This window comes from Paenibacillus flagellatus (assembly GCF_003217775.1).
GTDB classification, from domain to species: Bacteria; Bacillota; Bacilli; order Paenibacillales; family NBRC-103111; genus Paenibacillus_AB; species Paenibacillus_AB flagellatus.
In genome coordinates, this window is sequence record NZ_QJVJ01000006.1 from 341,468 (window position 1) to 361,545 (window position 20,078).

Below are 20,078 nucleotides of genomic sequence, written 5' to 3' on the forward strand. Positions count from 1 at the left end.
TTACGCCCGATAGGCGGCGTTCCACCGCAGCAGCCGTCGTTCGAGCGCTTTGGCCAGCAGGTCGGCCAATTTCCCGAACAACGCGTACAGGATGATGCTCAAAATGATGATATCGGCCTGCATAAATTCGCGGGCGTTCATCGCCAAATAGCCGATTCCTTCGTTCGTGGCGATCGTCTCGGCGACGATCAGCGTCAGCCACATGACGCCGAGCGCGTAGCGCAGCCCGACGAAAATGGACGGCAGGGCGCCCGGCAGCAGGATATGAAAGAACAGCTCCCGCGGACGAAGCCCGTAGACGCTCCCCATCTCCAGCAATTCGCTTCCGACGTTGCGGACGCCGTGGTACGTATTGACGTAAATCGGGAACAGGACGCCGAGCGCCACCAGAAACACCTTCGACGTCTCCCCGATGCCGATCCAGATGATGACGAGCGGCACGAGCGCCAAATGCGGAACGTTGCGGATCATCTGGATCGTCGTATCGAACAGCCGGTACGCCGTCTTGGACGCCGCGTTGGCGATGCCGAGCGCGAACCCGAGGCCGCCCCCGATGAGCAGCCCGAGAAGAGCCCGCTGCAGGCTGATGCCCATATGATGCCCAAGCTTGCCGGAAGCGAACAGCTTCCAGCCGGCCTGCGCGATCATAAGCGGCGTCGGGAACAGCTTGGCGGAGACGAGCTCCATCGACGCCGTCCACTGCCAGACGATCAGGACGATCGCCGGCAGCACCCAAGGGAGCAGCGCGTCCGCCGCGGCGGAGCGGGCATGCCGCCGGCTCATCGTTTCAAATCCGGCGCCCACGGCGCCTGAACCGGCATCAGCTTGGAGACGTCCAGCTTCTCGTTAATGAGCCCGATACGGTAAAACGTGTCGGCCAGCTGCTGCTGGGGAGCGATAATGTCCTTCGTAATCGCTTCGACCCCGTACGTCCGGCGCTCGACGGCGGTGCGGATCGACGCCTCGTCGATGCCCAGCTCCTGCGTCAGCAGCTTGACGACCTCCGGCTTGTTCCGGTTCGCCCACTTGTCCGCAACGTCCGTCTCTTCGAGAATGAGCTTGACCAAGTCCGGATACTTCTGCGTAAAGTCCACGGTCGCATAATAAAATGTGCGGTTCGGCGAATAATCCGCGCCGTCGGTCAGCGTCACCGGCTTCAGATCGATCTGCACGGTCGCGAAGAACGGGTCCCACGAGCCGAGCGCATCCACCTTCTTCGTCTCGAACACGGCGCGCCCTTCCGACGCGTCCTTCACGAAGACGTATTCGACGTCGTTATCCTTCAGCCCGGCCCGCTCGAGCGCGAGCACGGTCAAGTAATGGTGGTTGCCGCCTTTGACGACCGCCACCTTCTTGCCCTTCAGGTCCGCGATCGTCTTGATCGGCGAGTCCCGGTGCACCATGATGCCCATGCCCTCCGGATTCGGCAGGTCGTTGCCGACGTACACGAACGGCTTGCCTCCCGCCTGGGCGAATACGCCGGAGCCGTCGGCGGCGTTGCCGTAGTCGATTTTGCCGGACGTCAGCGCCTCCAGCACGGTGCCGCCGCTCGGGAAGACGTTCCATTCGACGGCGATGCCCTGCTTCTTCAGCGCTTCGTCCAAATTGCCCTTTACCTTCAAAATATTCAGCGTATTTCCTTTCTGATAACCGATCCGGACAACCTTCGGCTTCTCCGTCGCGGAGCCCGTCCCCGCGGCCGGCGCGGCGGCCGGAGGCTGGCCGGCCGCTTGCTTGCCGCCGCCGTTCCCCGCGCAGCCGGTCAGCAGCGCGCCGAGCAGCAGCGCCGCTCCCGCCAAGGCGGCGGACCGCCGCCGATATCGCAATGAGGTTCGAATGATGAATGCATTCATGATTGAATGACCCCTTCCAATGAAAATGTTCGCCAATCCAGCTCGTCGCCGTCCGGTCCCGCCGTCAAAGCCCGGCTCATCGATTCCCCGACGGCGCTCGCGAATTTGAAGCCGTGTCCCGACCCGCCCCCGGCGAACCAGACGTCCTTCCGGCCGGGCACTTCCCCGAGCAGGAACGATTCGTCCGGCGTGCGCTCGTACAGGCATACTTGTCCCCGGAGCAGACGGCCTACGCCGGGGAGAAACCGGTCCAGCGCGCGGCGCAGCTCCGCCTCGTCGTCCGCGTAAGCGCCGAACGGCTCCGGGGGCCGATCCGGCTCGGCGATCCGGCCGCCGTCGTGCCGGCCGATCTTCAAGCCGCCGCCGTCCAGATCGGGAAAACCGAAATATTCCTCGTCGCCGCCGGCGTTGACGATAAACGCGGGCAGCGCGTCCCGGCCGTACCGGTCCGCCGGCGCCTCGAACCAGCCGATCGGCTTGCGGACGGGCGTCACCGCCTCCGCCAGCTCCGGCAGCAGCCGGCCGGCCCACGCGCCGCCGGTGACGAGCACCCGCTTGGCGGCGAACGAGCCGGACGTCGTATGGACGACGTGCCCGGCACCCGCCCGCTCGATGCGCAGCGCCGCCGTCCGGACGAGCAGCTCCGCGCCGTGCCGCAGCGCCAGCCGCCGATAGACGCGGACGATCCGTTCGCTGTACAGGACGCCGGCGTCCGGCTCGTACAGCCCCTCCATCGTATCCGGGACGGATAGCCCCGGCCACTCCGCGCGAACCTGCTCCGCGCTCATCCGCCGGTGCGGAATGCCGAACGCGAGGCAGCTTTCCGTCTTGCGGCGGATGAAGGGAGAGCCGGCCGGCCCGATGCTGACGACCCCGATCGGGTCGAACAGCGGCCCCGCACACGTTTCGTCGGACGCCCGCAGCGCGGCCGATTCGGCCTCCAGCTCCTTCCATAGCCGCATCGCCCGGATCGCCAGCTTGACGTAGGCGGCGCCCATCGTATAAGCCGTCCGCGCGATCCGCGTCTGTCCGTGATGGCTGCCGTCCGCATGAGGCGGATCCCCCGCATCGACGAGCAGCACGCGCCGTCCTTCGCGCGCAAGCCGGTAGCCGGCGCTCATGCCGAACGACCCTGCTCCCGCCACGATGACGTCGTAATCGGTACGCACGATTTCCACTCCCCCTGATTGTTTCGGGCCCGAATTAATAGTATTATAATTCCTATAGTATAACTTGGAAATAGCGCACTTTTACGATACCTGGTTTCCAAAACGATACCCCAAAGGAGGAGCGCACACGATGAGTTTGCCGAAAAAAACGTTCTTATGCGAGAAGGAGCTGACGCTGTCCGTCATCGGCGGCAAGTGGAAGCCGATGATTTTGTGGCATTTGGGCCAAGGTACGAAGCGGTTTTGCCAGCTGAAAAAGCTGATGTCCCCCGTCACCCAAAAAATATTGACGACCCAGCTTCGCGAGCTTGAGGACGACCTGCTCGTCCACCGCGAGGTGTATCCCGTCTATCCCGCCAAAGTCGAATATTCGCTTACCGAGCACGGCGAGTCGATCATTCCGATTTTGCGGATGATGATGGAATGGGGCAAAACGTATAAGGAAGCGGTCGTCCACTACGAGGTGGAAGTGAAGGAACCGGGCGTTTGACGAACGGCTCGGCTTCATCGAACCGTCTGTCGTCGTCTCCGCCAGCTCGCTCGGAATGAAGGAGAAGCGCGCCCGAAGCCCCGCCGCACAGTCGTGCGCAGGTACGTTTGATCGTCCCCGGCCGTTGATCCGTATACGACGATCGGGACTTTCGGAGGTTTTATTCATGATAGATAATTTTTATGGAGGATATATCCAATAAACGTCGAATACGTCACATGGGAACATCGTTCCCGCTACCATTGTGAGGAGGGATGCGTTTGATGAACAAAAAAAGGCTGTTTGCCGCGGCGGCGACCGTGGCGATGCTGACGGGGCTCGTGCCCGCCCAATCGGGATTCGCCGAACCGGCCGCCGAGCCGACGACTCCGCCCCCGGTCAACCTGGCGCTGGGCAAGCCGTACACGCTGGAATACCCGTATGCGCCCGATCCGTACTTCGGCACGTTCGAGAAGTCCCACGCCGACGATACGGGCAAGCAGCTGACGGACGGCGAATACGGCGGCACCGTGTTCTCGAACAAGGCGTACGTCGGCCAGCTGTGGCAAGGAAGCCGTTCGGTGACGATCGATTTGGAAGCGCCTTCAACAATCGAGTCGATCGCGCTGAACGTCCTGCAGGACATCCCGGTCGGCATTTTCTTCCCCCGCGAAGTGACGTTCTCGATCTCGAACAACGGCCAAGCCTGGGAGCGGCTTGACGCCGTGCCGAGCTCGGTCTCCACGACCGCCAAAGGACCGCTGACGCAAAAGATGCAAAAGAACGGCATCCATAAGACGGCGCGGTACGTCAAGCTCGATATCCCGGTCGACTCGTGGCTGTTCATGGACGAAATCGAAGTCGTCGGCACGCCGGGGGCGTCCGGCGATCCGGTCGTCCCGTCTCCGCAAGGGCCGAAGGGGGACAGAGGCTATCCGTCTCCCCAAGCCGCCGGGATGCGCAACCAGGTGCTGATCTTTACCGGCGAATGGCAGTATCAGCCGTCGGACTGGATTTCGTTCAAGAAGGAGGACTACAAGCCGTACGTCTCCTACGTCGACGCCGGCATGAACCGGAAGGACTACATGTTCGACAGCTTCCTGTTCATGCCTTATGCGCCGCTCATGGACGGGGCCAATTACGGTCCGACTACCGGCAAGCCGACGAACAAATCCCATTTCGAGAAGCATCTGGACCGGCTGTTCCGCTCCGACTACGAGCTGGGGGCGCTGAACGAAGCGGTCAAGGAGGCGAAAGCGGAGCTGCCCGACCGGAATTACGAAGCGAAGGTCGTCATCGCCATCCCGTACCCGCGAGTCGATCAGAGCGACTTCGGGGACGTCGACGGCGACGGGATCAGCGAAAATATGAACGTGAGCCAGGTCGGCGAAGAGCAGGCGCTGATCGCCCGCGAAAAAGTGGTCAAATGGTACGTCGACGAGGTGTACCGCCGTTGGAACGAAGCGGGCTACACCGATCTGAAGCTGGCCGCGTTTTACTGGTACAACGAATTTGTCGCGCACCAGCTGAGCTCGCTCGAGCCCGAGCTGATCAAGCGCACGGCCGACTACGTGCACGCCAAGGGAGCGAAGTTCCAGTGGATTCCGTATTACTTCGCCCGCGGCTGGAACGATTGGAAGGACCTCGGCTTCGATACGGCGCTCATGCAGCCGAACTACATGTTCCACAACACGAGCGAGCAGCGGCTGGATGCGATCGCCCAAGCGGCCTACGACCACGGCATGGGCGTCGAGATCGAGATGTCGGACGCCGTGCTGACGAACCCGGCGCTGCGCGACAAATATTACGCTTACTTGAACAAAGGCAAGGAGCACCATTACATGAACCAATCGTACAACGCTTTCTATCAGCAGGTGAAAACGCTGCTCAAGGCGGCGACCTCGACTGATCCGGCGGCGCGCGAGGTGTACGACCAAACGTACGAATATTTGAAAGGCACGTATAAAATCCGTTAAACGATTGGAGGGGCGTCCGCTCCCGCCATCGCCCCTCCAAGCCGAAAGCCCGCCCCGCCGCATCATGCGGCGAAAGCGGGCTTTCGGCTTCTTGACGTGATAACGAATTACCGCGTTACCGAAACCGCAAGCGATCCCGTTCGCGTGACGCCGTCCAGCGTCACCGGGGTCGAAACCGTCGCGTTCCCTTGATTGTGCGCCTTCAGCCGCTCTTGGCCGTTGACGTTCGCCACGTTCGGGCGGTCGCTGCTCCATTCGAAGTCGTAGCCGGTCAAGTCGGCTTCGCTGCCGTCCGCGTAGAAGCCCTTGACCTGCAGGTCGACCGTCTCGTTCTTCCCGAGCTCCGTCTTCGGCGCCTCGATCCGCACGTCGGACAGCCACAGCCGCTGACGGGCAAGCGGAATCGAGAAAGCGTTTCCGGCGGCGACGTCGTAGACGAACCCTTGAGACAGGTCGGTCGGGCTCGCGTACGACCGGATGAGCGTCACGTCGCCGAGGCCGAACTCGTACAGATTGCCGCCGAGCGGCGTAACGCTGCGGATCAAGTACGTCGCGTTGCGCTTCCCGTCATTGCGCACGTACACCGATGCGCCGACGAGGGAAAGCGGATCTTGCCCTTGCAAGTCGAGCTCCGCCTTCAGCCGGTTGTCGAGCGACAGCTCCTTCGTAAAGTCGACGACCGTGCCTTCGAGGCGCGCGACGCCGGCGCTTTCGAAGGACGTTCCGGCTTTTCCGATATACGCTCCGTCGTTCGCGTACGCGAATACCGGCTGGCCGTCCTTCTCCGAGTAGACGCCGAACGCGCCTTGGAAACGGACCGCGCCGTCGACGACGACCGCGGCGTTCGGGTCGAGCGAGCTGACGATATAATCGGTCCGGTCGTCGGTCAGCCGCACCTTCAGCGCCTTGACTCCGTATACGCTCGACGTCACCGTGCCTTCCGCCGGAGCGACGGCCGCCTCCTCGATGGAGCTGACGAACCGCTGGTCCTTGTACGGCTCGATGACCGACGCGAATGTGCTGTCGAGATCGGTGCCGCTCCGGTGCGCGACGACGTATTTGACGCTTTTCGGGTTGCCCGGCTTGTTTTGCGGCGGCACGCCGTCGGCCAGCGCGACGTCGTCGACGTCCCCGACCATCGTCAGCCGCACGTGAATGTTCTCGTCCTGCGGAAGCACGCGCCACGTATCGACGACGTCGTAATCGACGCTGAACCGGCTCGGGGGCGCATCGTCGCGCTCGACGTTTTTCAGCCAATGGAAGCCGGGACCGGTATACCCGCTTCCGGTAACGCTGTCGCCGGCCGGACGCTGCCCGAACTCGACGTCCGGACCCGCGTACGTACCCGTCGGCTGCGCCGTCAGGTCGAGCCCTTCGGTCGTCACCGGCCCTTCGGCCGCGTGGAAGCTGAAGTGGTGCTCGTTGCCGCCCTTCACGCGGAAGAAATCGACGACGTACGAATTCGCCCCGTCGACCTTGATCATCGCCGACGTCCGCTTATACCGCTCGGTTTGCGGGTACGCTTCCGGCGCTTCGACCTCGATCAGCTTCACCATCGGGCTGTCGTCGTACAGCGTCGGCGTGCCGTCCCACTGGGCGAGCTGCTTCTGCTTGTCGACGAGCACCGTGTTGTGGCTGATCGTATTTTGCACCCATTCGAAGCGATTGACGTCCGTGGCGTTCGCCTGCTCGGGATAGCCCAAATCCGGCGCCAAATCGAGCCCGAAGCCGTACAGGCCGATATTGAGCGCATCCCGGTGGCCGTGGCCGCCGCTGCGACCGTAATACATCCAAAGTCCGCGACGCGTATCTTCGTCCGCACCCGCTTCGCCGTCGCGAAGACCCGCGAAGCCGTAGCCCGTCAAATTGACGCTGTCCAGATCGAGCGGGCCGTACTGCGCGATGACCGCTTCGATGTCGCGCGCCACCTTGTTCGGATCGGGCGTGTAGACGTCGGAGTGGATGCCCTCCGTCTTGTTCCCGTTCAGCATGTAGGCGAGCTGCGCGTAGACGGGATCGCCGAACCGCTCGAACGCCTTGATCGACTGCGCCTTGTCGACGAGAACGCCCGGCTGGCCCGTCGTGCCGCTGTCGCCGATCGACGGCGTATATTTGCCGAGCATGAGCAGCGGGTACATCGCCTGGAACATTTTGCGGAACTTCACGTTCTCGTACAGGTCGGCCGCCGGATATTTGTCGTATCCGTCCAGCACGTCCGCCACGGTCAAATAATTGCCGATCCACAGCCGGTTGTACCCCGGCCCCGCCTCGTTGCCGTGCCCGTCCCGGTCGACGTCGTTCACCATGCTGAACAGGACGTTGCCGCCCGTCACCCGCCGCGGAATTTGGTTTACGAACGTACCCGGCTGGAATACGAAATCGAGCCACTGCTTCGTCTCCGGCAGCGTATCGTGCACGACGGCGGCCATCGCCACGGCGCTCTGGTGGAAGCCGTTGTTGCCGCGGATCTGGTCCCAGTACATGCCCGGCTTCACCTGGCGGAGGATGCCGTCCTCGACGTTGCGGCGCAGCTCGGCTCCGCTGTTTTTGAGCGGCAAATCGTACTGCTGCCCCTTCGCCTGCAAAAACGACACGACGTCGGGCGCGTCGAACGCCGTGAAAAACGCGTCGTAGGCGCCGATGAACACTTTGACGAGCGACGTCTCCCAAATCGAGCCGACGACTTTGCCGTCACCGGTGCCGCCGTGGGAGTTGACGTAAATCGCGTTGCTGAACTCGGCCACGTCCATCGACGGGTATATGTCGGCGACCCGGTCGAGCAGGACGGCGCCCGCCTTCGCGTATTTCTCGTCGCCGGTATAGATGTAGGCGCTTTGCAGGCTGCTCAGCGCCCCGTGCACGTTCGCCGGGCTGCCGTACCAGGCGAACCAGTGGGCGTAATAGGCGACGAACGTGTACCGCTTGTTCGTGGCCGGATCGACCCAGCCGTAGCCGTCGTCGACGCCCCACGTCGGCCCCTTCTCCGGATACAGCGTATTGACGAGCAGGCTGCGGTCGGCCCGCTTCGGATCGAAATTGCCGTGCTCGTCCAAGCCGCTCCGGTAATAGGCCGGGAAGTCGTTCGTCGGGAACTTGTACCCGCTCGCCGGGTCGGTCAGCTTCCACGGCTCGTTCAGCGGGTCCGCCTTCCACGGGTAGTTGCCGTATGGCTTCAGGTCGCCGGACACCGGGCTGAAGTTGCCCGTCAGCTGGTTCGTATTGTAGCTGCGCGGAATCGCCTGCGTCGGCACGAGGTTCCACAGCCCCTCGTAGCCGAGCGCGACAAAAGCGTCCGCCCGGGCCAGCACCCCGTCCCGCAGCGCCGCGGCCCAGTCGTACTGCTGCACGTTGTCGCGCGCGGCGGCCATCTTCGCCTCGGTGAAATACGTCCGGCGCGTCTTGCTGTTCGTGACGGAGCCGAGCTCGGTCAGCACGAGCCGGTTCGGGTACATGACCGTCCCCGTCCCGTTGCCGGCCCCGTTCCCTTTATCCGTCGCCGTCAGCGTAATCGTATGCTTGCCGGCGGCGAGCGTCAGCCGTCCGACGAGCAGGTCCGGCCGCGGGTATTGGCCCGTCACGCTGTAAAAGCCGTACCGGCCGACCTTCGCGCCGTCGATGGCGACGTCGGCGGTGCCGCCGTCCTGGGCGGTCATGCCGCCCAGCTTGATCGCATACGTCCCGCTCTGCGCGACGTCGAATTCGAACGTCCGCGACGGGCTCGCCGTCGTCGACTGGATTTTGACCCCGTTGGCGGCCGCCGTCACCTTCGGCGCCGCATTCGGGTCGCCTACGAGCGCAACGGGGCGCTCCGTTCCGGAAGCGCTTCCGAAACGGTAAACGGTCGTATCGGGCATGACGAATTCCCCTTCCGTCGGTTCCGCCGAAGCGGCGTTCGGCGCCGCGATCGTCAGAACGGATAACAGCATCAGCAGACACATTGCGACCGATAGCGGCCGTCTTGCATATGAACTCATCCGTTTCCCTCCCGTGTGTCCCTTATTGGAATCATGAGGTCGATTCTGGATGCGGTCTACCTAACGTTGGCAGCGCTTTCAATCGAGACGCCTCTCACCTTCCTTTCCTTGTCTGTCCGTCATCGCGAACATAACCTGTATGTAAGCTGTATTGTACCTGTTCGTGTTTATTATAATCCCGCTTCCTCCGTTTGACTAGTGCCACCCGAAAGAATCGCACGAAAAAAAACCGCCGGAACGAATCCGGCGGCCGAGGCTGTTAAGAAAGTCGGCAAAGAGATGATGTAAAGAAGGCATGGGGCAGGGGAATGCGCTTCACTTCCGTTAAACACGAGTTGTTTTCTTTGAAAAATGGCGGGTAAGCAATGCTGTCGCATTGCTCTCAAGTCAGACGCTTCGCTTTACGCACATCTCCCCTGCCCCATTTTGTATCTCATTGCACCCTTTGGACTTTCTCAACAAGCTGAGCCGCCGGAACGAGTCCGGCGGCCGCGTTCTTGGATGCGATCGCCTTACAATTTGAAAATGCCCACCGACCTGTTCAGCTCTTCCGCCAAACGGGTCAGCGACTCCGAGGAGGCGGCCGTCTCCTGCGTGGCGGCGGCCGATTGCTCGCTCGCGGATGCGATCGCCCCGATATGGGTCAGGATCGAATCCGATTGCGCCGCCTCCTGCTCGCTGGCCGCCGCGATTTCCGTCACTTTTTGCGCGGACTCGTTGACGGTACCGACGATTTGGACGAACGCCTTCTCCGTTTCCCGCGACTGGGCGACGGTATCCGATACGACCTCGACACTGTCCCGCGTATTGGCCTGGATGCCCCTGATGATTTGCCCGATCTGCTTCGTCGCTTCGCCGCTCCGCTCGGCCAGCTTGCGCACCTCGTCGGCGACGACCGCGAAGCCGCGCCCCTGCTCGCCGGCCCTCGCCGCCTCGATCGCCGCGTTCAGCGCGAGCAAATTCGTCTGCTCGGCGATTTCGTCGATGACCTCGACGATTTGGCCGATTTTGACCGAATCTTCCTCCAGCCGGGCCATCTGCTCGTTCACCCGGTTCAACCCTTCGATCGTCGTATAGATCGCGCCGCTGCCTTCGCGGGCGAGCGCGGACGTCTTCTCGCATATTTCGGCCGCCGCTTCGGCGTTTTGCGCGACCGAGGTAATGGCGAGCGCCAGCTCCTTGAACTGCTGCTCCATCAGCTGCGTCGACTCGGCTTGGTCGGCGCTGCTGGCGGCGATTTCCTCCGTGCCGGCCCGGATTTGCCCGGAAGCGGAGGCGACGTTTTGCGAGGACAACAAAATATGCTCGATCAGACCGCGCAAATGCTCGATCATGTCGTTGACGGAGCCGCCCAGCGTGCCGATTTCGTCCTTCGTCCGGATATCGACCTTCTCCGACAGGTCGCCCTGGGCCACCTTTTTCATATGCTCGGAAATGCGCAAGACGGGCCCGGTAATGCGGTATACGAAAAAGACGGCGACGACCAGCCCCGCCGCGACGGCTATCGAAAGCGTAACGGCCAGCATCGTCAAAATCCGGTTCGCGCTTTTATTGAAATCCATCGTGTACGCGCCGCCGCTGACGATCCAGCCCCAATGGGGCTCCGCCTCGGAGTAAACGATCTTCATGCCGGACTTGTCCGGGTTCGTCGGCAGAGGCCAGACGTACTCGGTAAACCCTCCGCCGTTGCGGCTCTGCTTGATCATATCCTGGACGAAATAAAACCCGCTTTCGTCCTTCGTGTTCCACAAGTTTTGCCCTTCCAGGCTCGGGTGGGCGAGCTCGGTCGCTTTGTCGTCCATAATGAACAAATAGCCGTTTTCGCCGATATCGATTTTTTTGTTGAGCGGCCGTTTGCCGTCGGCCCCTTTCGGGCCCAAAATCATTTGCTTGACCTGCTCCTGGGCGTCCTCCAGACGGATTCGCCCCTCCTTGACGGACGCATCCAATACCGCGATCGTCCCCACGACGGCGCGAACGTCGTTTTTCAGCCGGATTCGGCCGGAATCGTCCAAGCTTTGCTTCGCTTGCGCGTACGCCACGATGCCGATCGTCAAGCTGGGCAGCACGAGCAGGGCCAAGCAGACCATAATGAACTTCGCCCGCAAGGAACGAAAAAACTGCAGTTTGCGCTTTGCTTTCATGGACGACTCCCCTGTTCCCCACGACGGTTTTTTTCGACATAATCCGTCATATTGTAGTATGTAAGTAGTAGTATTTTATCATATTTTGTCGCAATATGTAACAACATTCCTCTCTTCGTCAAACGGTGGAAGCGAGGGCTCTTTTTGGCGCAAAATAAAGGGAGAACCGTCCCGGCGGCAGCGCTATAATAGGCGGTAAGAGACATAATCGCACACACGGACAAGGAGGCGGACGCACATGACTCACGCTCACGCGACACATCCATTCCGCATTGCGGTCGCAGGCTGCGGGGGGATGGCCGACACCTGGATCGATTACGTGACCAAACGCGGCGACGCCCGGATCGTCGCCCTCGTCGACATCCGGCCGGAATCGGCCCGCGCGGCGGCCGGCAAGCACGGTCTCGACTGCCCGGTCTTTACGGACGTCCGGCAGGCGATCGAGCGGACGGGAGCGAACCTCGTCTTCGACATTACGATTCCCGCCAGCCATTATGCGATCGCCACGACCGCCATGGAGCTCGGGTGCGACGTCTTCGGCGAGAAGCCGCTCGCGGAGACGATGGCGCAATGCGACGAGATCGTCCGGGTGTCCGAGCGGACCGGACGAACGCACGCGGTCATGCAAAACCGCCGCTACGACCCGCGCATCCGGGCGCTGCGGGAGCTGCTTCGCGGCGGCGCGATCGGCAAGCCGGGCTATTTCGGCGCGGATTTTTTCCTGGGGCCGCACTTCGGCGGATTCCGCGAAACGATGGACAGCCCGCTCCTGATCGACATGGCCATCCATACGTTCGATCAAGCCCGGTTTCTGTCCGGCGCCGACCCGGTATCGGTCTACTGCCACGAGTTCAACCCGGCCGGCTCCTGGTACGCAGGTGCGGCGGCGGCCGTCTGCATTTTTGAAATGTCGGACGGGTCCGTCTTCTGCTACCGGGGCTCCTGGTGCGCGGAAGGCGCGCCGACGTCGTGGGAGTCGTCGTGGCGCATTACGGGCGAGCGCGGAACGGCCCTATGGGACGGCCACGGCGCCCCGTACGCGGAGGTCGTCGCCGACAGCGGCCAAGACATCAAATGGATGCGCGACGTCCGACGCATCGAGACGAGTCCGGAGCCGCAGACGGCCTCGTTCCATCATGGCGCTCTGGACGCCATGTTCGCGGCGCTAGTCGAACGGCGGAGGCCGGAAACCGACTGCCGGGATAACCGGTACAGCATGGCCATGGTGCTGGCCGCGCTCGAAAGCTCCCGGCGGGGCGCCAAAATCGCCGTCGCCGACCTTATGGGCGGCCCGTGAAACGGCGACCGGGCGGCCGCTCTCATCGTGAAGGCGCCGTCCCGCGAAAACCGCCGAATTTCGTCCGCACGCCAAAAAACCGCCGGAGCAATCTTGCTGCTCCAGCGGTTTTTTGTTGGCGGCGAGCCGGTTACGATCCGTTCGCTCCCGTCAGCTTGCCGACGATAAATTCGAGCTGCTCTTCCAGCGAGACGGGGTCGTTGAACAGCGAGCCTTGGCGATCGATCGTAAATACGCGGCCGTTTTTGACCGCGGGCAGGTTTTTCCAGACCGCGCTCCCGTACGTTACCTCGGGATCGGCGGTGTCGCCGGTCCACGGGCTGGTGAACACGTAATCGCCGGCATAGTCGGGCAGCTGCTCCAGCGAAAGGCTGGCGTAGCCTTTGCCGCTGTCGATCGCTTCCTTCTGGATAATTGGTGGCGCCTTTAGCTGAAATTCCCCGTACACGATTTCGCCGCCTCTCGCGAAGCTGTGTCCGAACGCGTAGATGCCTTTGGCATACGGCTGCAAAATCGACACGGTACCGTCCCCGACCGCGGCCTTCACCTTCGGCCGGTAATCGGCGATTTTTCGATCCCAGCGCTCAATCCACGCCTTCGCCTTATCCTCGTTGCCGGTCATCCTCCCGAATTCGAGCAGCTGCTCCCGCACGGGCAGCTTCCCGTACTCGATCGCCACCGTCGGGGCGATTTTGCTCAGCTTCTCGAGGACGGCCGGCTCGACGATCGACAGCACGATGATCAGATCGGGCTGCAGCTGCAAAATCTTCTCGATCGACTGCCCGTCTCCGAGATTGTCGACGCCGTCCAATTTGCCTTTGAAATAAGGATTGTCCGCCGCCTGCTGCTTGACGCCGACCGGCTTGATGCCGAGCGTGAGCAAATGGCCGACGTAGCTGTTCGCCAGCTCGACGACGCGCTTCGGATGCTTCGGGATTTGCACTTCCCCGTTGGCGGCCCGGTACGTGATCGTCTCGTTCGCGTCCCCGGACGCGCCTTGGCCGGACGAACCGGCGGCCGGAGCCGGCGAGGAGGACGAATCGGGGGCGCTCGGTCCCGACGAGCCTTGGCCGCACGCCGACAAGACCGCGAGCGCCATCGCCAGCACCAAGAATAAACCGTATCGTTGAAGCTGCCTGTTTCTCATCGTTCTATGGATACCTCCGTTTAAGGTAGAATGGCCTTCGTTATTTCGAGCGCATCAGCAAATAAAGGAAGTAAGGCGCGCCGATGACCGCGACGACGATGCCGGCCGGAATTTCCGACGGCTGCAGAATCGACCGTCCGATCGTATCGGCCGCGATCAGAAGCAGACCGCCCGCCAGCGCCGACGCCGGCAGCAGCAGCTGATGCTTCGGGCCGACGAGCCGCCGGGCCACATGCGGGCCGATCAGGCCGACGAAGCCGATGCCTCCGCTCACCGCGACGGCGGAGCCGGCGAGGCCGACCGCGGCCGCAAGCAGCAGCAGCCGCTCCCTGCCCACCGGAACGCCGAGTCCGGCCGCCGTCTGTTCGCCGAGGTTCAGCACATTGAGGACGCGAGCCTTCCGGATCGCGAACGGAAGGAGCGCCGCGGTCCACGGCAGCAGGGCGAGCACGTATTTCCAGTTCGTGCCCCATATGCTTCCGGCGAGCCAGGTGGCCGCGAGCTGGTATTTATCCGGGTCGAGCCGCAGCGTCAGGACGATCATCGCCGCGGCGATGCCCGCGGCCACGGCGATACCGGTCAGCACGAGCCGGGTCGGCGAGATGCCTTCGTGCTTCCGGTAGGCCAGCGAGTAGATCGAGAGCGCCGCCGCCCCCGCTCCGACGAGCGCCAGCAGCGGCAGCATATAGGCGGGTGCCGCGCTGCCGGCGGGGTAGAAGGAAATGAAAAGCATAACCGCCAGCCCCGCTCCGGCATTGATCCCGAGTATGCCCGGATCGGCGAGCGCGTTGCGGGATACGCCCTGCAGGATGCAGCCCGCCACGGAAAGCCCGGCGCCGACGAGGACGGACAGCACGATCCGGGGCAGCCGGAATTCGAACAAAATAAGCGATTGCTTCGCCGTCCCCATGCCGAACAGCGTCTTCGTCACATCCGACGGCGACAGGCGAATGTGCCCGGTGTTCATGCTGATGACGAACGTGCCGACGATGAGCGCGGTCAGGACCGCCATAACGGCGATTCCCCGGTTCCGTCTTCGCCGGGCGGCCGATGCGACCGATACCGCCGTCTCCATTACAGCTCCCTCCGCTCTTTGCGTGCAAGGTATAGAAAAAACGGCACCCCGATTAAGGCGATGACGGCCCCGATCGGCGTCTCGTGAGGCGGGTTGACCATTCGGGCCCCGAGGTCCGCGAATACGACGAGCAGGCTGCCGAGCACGGCCGAGCACGGGACGATCCAGCGATAGTCGACCCCGACCAGAAACCGCGTCAAATGCGGAATGAGCAGTCCGACGAAGCCGACCGCTCCGACGATCGCCACCGCGGATCCGGCCAATACGAGCACGATCGCCGTTCCGGCCAGCTTGATGAGCCAGGTGCGCTGCCCGAGACCGGCCGCCACCTCCTCGCCGAGGCTGAGCAGCGTCACCGATCGGGCAAGCAGCATTGCGGCGAGGAGCGCGCCGCCGACCCACGGGAACATGATCTTCAGCTGAATCCATTTCGTGCCCGCCATGCCGCCCGCATACCAGAACGCCAAGTCTTGGCCGATGCGGAAATGAAGCGCGATCCCTTCGCTCAGCGCCGTCAACAGGGCGCTCACCGCGGCGCCCGCCAGCACGAGACGCACCGGCGTCAGCCCTCCCCGGGCCAGCGAGCCGATGCCGTACACGAGTCCGGCCCCGATCCCGGCGCCCGCAAACGAGTACAGGATCAGATACAGGAACGGAAGACCGGGAAAAAAAGCGAAGCACAGCGCCAGCGCGAAGCCGGCTCCGGCGTTCAGGCCGAGCAGCCCCGAATCGGCCATCGGATTGCGCGTCATGCCTTGCATGAGCGCGCCCGCGACGGCGAAGCCCGCTCCGACGAGCGCGCCGGCCAGCACGCGGGGCAGACGCAGCTCCTGCACGATCTGGTGCGGGGTCGACTGCGGATCGAACCGGAACACCGCCTCCCATACGGTGGACAAGGAAATGTCCGCCGCCCCGAAGGATATGGATAGCGCGATCCCGGCGAGCAACGCGCCGATTCCTCCGAGCAGCACGACAGAAGCGGCGAGCGGCCGCGTCCGCAGCTTCGGTGCCGATGCCCGCACCGCCGTATTCGTCTTGGATATCGCCGACATGGTACGTTCTCCTTCATTGCCGTTTTTCATTATGTAGTGATAATGAAAATCATTATCATCGAAAATGATTGTAACAAAAACGTCGCCCCCCGTCCATAACCGTTTTTAAGAAGCTGGCCGGTTTCCGATATCCCGATTCATTTTCCCGATAAACCGGGAAGCCTCCTCTATCCGCAAGGCGGCGGTTTTTCTTATCCTGTATACAGATCTTGTAACTCGTCGGGAGGAAAGATAAGATGAAAAAGGAATCCGGTCATAGCGGAGGCGTTTGGCTCCGGGTAACGTTTCGTTTTTTCGCATTCGTATTTGCGGCGGGCGGATTGGTCATGCTGCAAGGAATTTCGGAAGGATTGGAGCCGTGGGTGCAAGGCGTGCTCGCCGCCAGCCCGCTCCCCGACGAGCTGCGGTTTCATGCCGCCGTACACGGGGCTTTGATCGGGCTCTTGTTCAGCGGCAGCCTGCTGGCCATGCTGCGGAAGCCGCAGGATAAACCGCTGCTGCTCCGGTTTTATGTTGTCGGGCATCTTCTTTTTCTCGGAACCATGACCGTCACGGCTCCGGCCTTGGCTGCTCAAAGCGTGTTCGTGTACCTGATGTTCGGAGTCGTGCTTGCGATTCTGTATGCCGTTTACGGCAAACGAAGGGAACTGTTCCGTCCCTCCCAGCCTGCCGTCAGCAGCCGGCTGTTGCTGAGCTTGACCGGAATCGCTTTGCTGGCTCTGCTTCCGTACTGCATGCACAGCGTCGTTCGCCAGCTTCAAGATCCGGAGCTTCAATTCCGCTGGGGAGAAGGAGCCGCCCTAAGCGCGACGCTGCTGTATGCCGGCTATTTGGCCGCTACCGGCCGGACCGGGGCCCGTACGCTCGGAATTTTGGTAGCCGCGACTTACGTGTTTTTGGGGGCGGCCTCCCTTGCCATTCCGAACCATCCCGGAAGCTGGGGAATATGGGGAGGCTTGGCGGCGATCGGCTACGGAGCCGTCTATGCCATAGCGGTGATAGGGCGATTCGGACAACGCGGCCGCACGGAACAACCGCTTTCGGCATGATCGGCATATGGGAGGGTCATATGGATTCAGGAGCTCATTCCGTTTCTACGCGTTTCGTTTCGAACCAAAGCCATCCGTCGGGGTGGCTCTTTGTCATCCGTCTCGTTTCTTTAACCGTCTGCGGCTTGATCGCCTTTCTCTTTCTTTCGAAAATCCCCTCCTACTACGTGTACATGAGGGATATATGCCACAACTCCTCGTGCGAGTATGCGGCCTTGACCCCATTGCCAAAACACGTTTGGGAGACGTTCGGATTGAACGAATCGGCCTACGCGGCTCTCTATACCGGAATCGCCCTGCTGTTTTTCGCGATTTATTTTTCCGTCGCCCTGCTGATTCTCGTGAAGCGGCCGCGCGAGCCGATTTCCTACTTCGCCGCCGTTGCCATGATGGCGTTGACGGCTTCTACCTTTATCGAGCTGCAGTGGCGGGAGCTCGGCTGGCTGTCGTCGACGATCGGCAACCTGTCCCTTGCCTCCTTCGTCCTCTTCCTGCTCTTATTTCCGAACGGCACGATGGCGAGAACGGGGGTGTTTTTCACCGGGGTCGCATTGATGGCCGTCCGGTTCGTCTCCTACTATATCCCTGTTGCGCCTTGGGGCGCCCGATATTGGCCGCTTTGGTGCGACCTGCTTTGGATGATTATGCAGTACGGCGTCCTGATCTACAACCAGTATTACCGATATCGCTACAGGGGAGGAGCGGTCGAGCGGCAGCAAACCAAATGGGTCGTCTACGGATTGCTTTTATCGTTGACGGGCGTCTTTCTCGTTTCCGTCGTCCCGCTGCTTGTTCAGGCGGATTTCTATGAGGTGAAAGACCCTCTCCGGATGCTCGTCCTCGATTTGGGCGTTCAGCTGCTCATGCTCCCCATTCCCGTCACCTTGGGGATTTCCATGCTGAGGAAACGATTGTGGGACATCGATCCCATTATGAACCGGACGATGGTCTACATCAGTCTCAGCACCTTTATCGTCGCGTTGTACTCGCTGATCGTCTGGTATTTGTCGGTTTTGTTCCAAACCGGGAAAAATGCCGTCTTCTCGATAGTGGCCGCGGGCGTGGTCGCCGTCCTGTTCGCCCCGCTCAAAGAGAAGCTGCAGCGCATGGCGAACCGGCTGCTGTACGGCGAACAGCACGATCCGTTCTCGGTGCTGCTGCAGCTCGGCAATCGGTTGAAGGAATCTTTAAGCCCCGAGGCGGCTCTCGACACCGTCGTCAAGACGGTGAAAGACTCCTTGCGAGTCCCTTATGCGGGAATCAGCTTGGACCGGAGCGGCTTGGTCCAATCGGCGGGCGAGCGAAAAACCGACGTCACGGTAATCCCGCTGGTCGCCGGGGGAACCGCCTTAGGATCGCTGCACATCGCCGCCCGTTCGGAGGGCGAAGCGTTCAACGAAGCCGATCTCAGGCTGATCGGCGCGTTGGCCCGCCAGGCGGCCATCGTGGTGCAGAGCGTCAAGCAGGCTATGGACATCCGGCTTCTTCTCGCCGATCTGCAGGAATCCAAGGAACAGCTCATTTTTGCGAGGGAAGAAGAAAGGCGGTCGATGCGCAAAAATTTGCACGACGATATCGCTCCCAGGCTTGCCGCCATGCGGCTGACCGCTTCGCTGGTGACGGATTGGATCAGGAAGGATCCTAATCGGGCCATTGCGATCATGACGCAGTTTAAGCAGGATATCGCGGAAACCGTCGAAGAAATCCGCGGAATCGTGTATGATCTTCGTCCGCATGCTTTGGACGAGCTGGGCTTGATCGGGGCGGTTCGGCAACGAATCGAGCAGCTGCAGCATATTCAGCAGGTCAAGGACATTGCGGATGCGGCTCCGCTCGCCTTCGAGCTCGATGCGCCGGCTCGCCTTCCCATCCTGCCCGCGGCCGTTGAAGTCGGGGCATACCGCATCGTTACGGAAGCGTTGGTGAATGTCGTCAAGCATGCCAAGGCCGATACGTGCTCCATCAAGATCGCCATCGATACGGCTCAAGGCAGGGCGTTGATTGTGGAAATCCGCGACAACGGAATCGGCCTGCCCGATCAGCCGGCCTCCGCGGATAACCGCGGATTAGGCCTTACCTCCCTTCGCGAGCGTGCCCGGGAGCTGGGGGGAATGTGCACGATCGACAACCGTCCGACCGGCGGGATGAGCGTTCGGGCTTGGCTGCCCATCAAAGAATCGCCTAATCAAGGAGGAAACGATGAAAACGCTGCGAATACTGCTGGCGGATGATCACCCCATGTTCCGGCGAGGGGTAAGGGCCATTCTGGAAAGCACCGACGGCATGGAAGTGATCGGCGAAGCGGCGACAGGCGAGGAAGCCGTCCGAATGGCGCTTGAATCGGTGCCGGATGTCGTCCTGATGGATATCCGGATGCCGGGCTTAAACGGAATCGAGGTCACCTCGTCCATCAAATCCGTGCATCGCGATATCCAAATTCTCATCCTTACCATGTTTAAGGACGACTCCTCCGTCTTCACCGCGATAAAATCGGGGGCGAAAGGATATATTCTGAAAGATTCCGACAAAGACGATATTATTCGCGCCATTCGCGCGGTCGCCGCCGGAGAAGCGATATTTCATGGGGATGTGGCGGACAGGATGATCGAATTGGTGACAAAGCCGCTAAGCCGGATCGACGAATTCCCGGAATTGACGTACCGGGAAAAGGAGGTACTGCTTCTGCTCGCCGACGGCCTGTCGAATGCGGAGGTTTCCAGAAGGCTCGAGTTAAGCCTGAAAACCGTCTCCAACTATATTTCCAACATTTTGAACAAGCTGCAGGTCGCAGACCGGGCGGAGGCGATCCGCAAAGTGAAGAGCGGCCGACAGCTTTGACTGGCCGCTCTTCGTTTCGCCTATCCCCAAAACGT

The 20,078-nt window shown here is 61.8% G+C and carries 14 protein-coding genes; 6 read left to right on the forward strand and 8 right to left on the reverse strand.

Annotated features, from left to right (window positions below; all coding sequences use genetic code 11):
* From DLM86_RS15695 to solA, 3 genes are read right to left on the reverse strand one after another with little or no spacing between them, the layout of a single operon-like run.
* Positions 1 to 783 (reverse strand): ABC transporter permease subunit, encoded by a 783-nt coding sequence (locus DLM86_RS15695; protein ID WP_110840973.1) that lies wholly within the window; start codon positions 781 to 783, stop codon positions 1 to 3.
* On the reverse strand, positions 780 to 1,853 hold the full coding sequence (locus DLM86_RS15700) for a sulfonate ABC transporter substrate-binding protein (RefSeq protein ID WP_110840974.1): 1,074 nt from the start codon (positions 1,851 to 1,853) through the stop codon (positions 780 to 782). Before DLM86_RS15700 ends, DLM86_RS15695 begins: the two co-directional genes overlap by 4 nt.
* Positions 1,850 to 3,022: an N-methyl-L-tryptophan oxidase gene (gene solA / locus DLM86_RS15705; RefSeq protein ID WP_110840975.1), complete on the reverse strand. Its 1,173-nt coding sequence runs from the start codon at positions 3,020 to 3,022 to the stop codon at positions 1,850 to 1,852. The genes DLM86_RS15700 and solA overlap by 4 nt, the downstream gene beginning before the upstream one ends.
* 130 nt (positions 3,023 to 3,152) lie before the next feature.
* Here solA and DLM86_RS15710 point away from each other — a divergent pair, with 130 nt between their 5' ends.
* Both DLM86_RS15710 and DLM86_RS15715 read left to right on the forward strand, forming a co-directional pair.
* The gene (locus tag DLM86_RS15710; RefSeq protein WP_110840976.1) at positions 3,153 to 3,512 is read left to right on the forward strand and encodes a winged helix-turn-helix transcriptional regulator; all 360 of its coding nucleotides are present in this window, start codon (positions 3,153 to 3,155) and stop codon (positions 3,510 to 3,512) included.
* A 263-nt stretch (positions 3,513 to 3,775) separates the two neighbouring features.
* Positions 3,776 to 5,467 (forward strand): DUF4855 domain-containing protein, encoded by a 1,692-nt coding sequence (locus tag DLM86_RS15715; protein ID WP_110840977.1) that lies wholly within the window; start codon positions 3,776 to 3,778, stop codon positions 5,465 to 5,467.
* Positions 5,468 to 5,574: 107 nt separating this feature from the next.
* On the opposite strand, the gene DLM86_RS15720 is transcribed toward DLM86_RS15715, so the two are convergent.
* Both DLM86_RS15720 and DLM86_RS15725 read right to left on the reverse strand, forming a co-directional pair.
* A complete protein-coding gene (locus tag DLM86_RS15720) occupies positions 5,575 to 9,441 on the reverse strand; it encodes a heparinase II/III domain-containing protein (protein ID WP_110840978.1) in 3,867 nt (1,288 codons plus the stop codon).
* 512 nt (positions 9,442 to 9,953) lie between these two features.
* Positions 9,954 to 11,585 carry a methyl-accepting chemotaxis protein gene (locus DLM86_RS15725; RefSeq protein ID WP_110840979.1) on the reverse strand — a complete coding sequence of 544 codons (1,632 nt, stop codon included), beginning with the start codon at positions 11,583 to 11,585 and terminating at the stop codon, positions 9,954 to 9,956.
* 238 nt (positions 11,586 to 11,823) lie between these two features.
* Here DLM86_RS15725 and DLM86_RS15730 point away from each other — a divergent pair, with 238 nt between their 5' ends.
* Positions 11,824 to 12,882 (forward strand): Gfo/Idh/MocA family protein, encoded by a 1,059-nt coding sequence (locus tag DLM86_RS15730; protein ID WP_110840980.1) that lies wholly within the window; start codon positions 11,824 to 11,826, stop codon positions 12,880 to 12,882.
* 130 nt (positions 12,883 to 13,012) lie between these two features.
* Here DLM86_RS15730 and DLM86_RS15735 read toward each other — a convergent pair whose 3' ends face one another.
* The 3 genes from DLM86_RS15735 to DLM86_RS15745 are packed head-to-tail and all read right to left on the reverse strand — an operon-like array spanning position 13,013 to position 16,156.
* Positions 13,013 to 14,029 (reverse strand): iron-hydroxamate ABC transporter substrate-binding protein, encoded by a 1,017-nt coding sequence (locus DLM86_RS15735; RefSeq protein WP_110840981.1) that lies wholly within the window; start codon positions 14,027 to 14,029, stop codon positions 13,013 to 13,015.
* Between the two features lie 40 nt (positions 14,030 to 14,069).
* Positions 14,070 to 15,104 carry a FecCD family ABC transporter permease gene (locus tag DLM86_RS15740; RefSeq protein WP_110840982.1) on the reverse strand — a complete coding sequence of 345 codons (1,035 nt, stop codon included), beginning with the start codon at positions 15,102 to 15,104 and terminating at the stop codon, positions 14,070 to 14,072.
* Positions 15,104 to 16,156, reverse strand: a complete 1,053-nt coding sequence (locus DLM86_RS15745; protein ID WP_110840983.1) for a FecCD family ABC transporter permease — start codon at positions 16,154 to 16,156, stop codon at positions 15,104 to 15,106. Before DLM86_RS15745 ends, DLM86_RS15740 begins: the two co-directional genes overlap by 1 nt.
* A gap of 236 nt (positions 16,157 to 16,392) precedes the next feature.
* On the opposite strand from DLM86_RS15745, the gene DLM86_RS31730 reads away from it, so the two are divergent.
* The 3 genes from DLM86_RS31730 (at position 16,393) to DLM86_RS15760 (ending at position 20,043) form a co-directional block, all read left to right on the forward strand.
* Positions 16,393 to 17,205 carry a hypothetical protein gene (locus DLM86_RS31730; RefSeq protein WP_146250221.1) on the forward strand — a complete coding sequence of 271 codons (813 nt, stop codon included), beginning with the start codon at positions 16,393 to 16,395 and terminating at the stop codon, positions 17,203 to 17,205.
* A 254-nt stretch (positions 17,206 to 17,459) separates the two neighbouring features.
* Entirely contained in the window at positions 17,460 to 19,436 is a 1,977-nt protein-coding gene (locus DLM86_RS15755) for a GAF domain-containing sensor histidine kinase (RefSeq protein WP_158289490.1), read from the forward strand.
* Positions 19,405 to 20,043, forward strand: a complete 639-nt coding sequence (locus DLM86_RS15760) for a response regulator transcription factor (RefSeq protein ID WP_110840986.1) — start codon at positions 19,405 to 19,407, stop codon at positions 20,041 to 20,043. Before DLM86_RS15755 ends, DLM86_RS15760 begins: the two co-directional genes overlap by 32 nt.
* Positions 20,044 to 20,078 lie beyond the last annotated feature (35 nt).

Coding starts and splice junctions, on each gene's coding strand:
- DLM86_RS15715 (WP_110840977.1), top strand. CDS start 3,776: ATGAACAAAAAAAGGCTGTTTGCCGCGGCGGCGACCGTGGCGATGCTG.
- DLM86_RS15760 (WP_110840986.1), top strand. CDS start 19,405: ATGAAAACGCTGCGAATACTGCTGGCGGATGATCACCCCATGTTCCGG.
- DLM86_RS31730 (WP_146250221.1), top strand. CDS start 16,393: ATGAAAAAGGAATCCGGTCATAGCGGAGGCGTTTGGCTCCGGGTAACG.
- DLM86_RS15695 (WP_110840973.1), bottom strand. CDS start 783: ATGAGCCGGCGGCATGCCCGCTCCGCCGCGGCGGACGCGCTGCTCCCT.
- DLM86_RS15745 (WP_110840983.1), bottom strand. CDS start 16,156: ATGTCGGCGATATCCAAGACGAATACGGCGGTGCGGGCATCGGCACCG.
- DLM86_RS15730 (WP_110840980.1), top strand. CDS start 11,824: ATGACTCACGCTCACGCGACACATCCATTCCGCATTGCGGTCGCAGGC.
- DLM86_RS15725 (WP_110840979.1), bottom strand. CDS start 11,585: ATGAAAGCAAAGCGCAAACTGCAGTTTTTTCGTTCCTTGCGGGCGAAG.
- DLM86_RS15740 (WP_110840982.1), bottom strand. CDS start 15,104: ATGGAGACGGCGGTATCGGTCGCATCGGCCGCCCGGCGAAGACGGAAC.
- DLM86_RS15700 (WP_110840974.1), bottom strand. CDS start 1,853: ATGAATGCATTCATCATTCGAACCTCATTGCGATATCGGCGGCGGTCC.
- DLM86_RS15735 (WP_110840981.1), bottom strand. CDS start 14,029: ATGAGAAACAGGCAGCTTCAACGATACGGTTTATTCTTGGTGCTGGCG.
- DLM86_RS15710 (WP_110840976.1), top strand. CDS start 3,153: ATGAGTTTGCCGAAAAAAACGTTCTTATGCGAGAAGGAGCTGACGCTG.
- DLM86_RS15720 (WP_110840978.1), bottom strand. CDS start 9,441: ATGAGTTCATATGCAAGACGGCCGCTATCGGTCGCAATGTGTCTGCTG.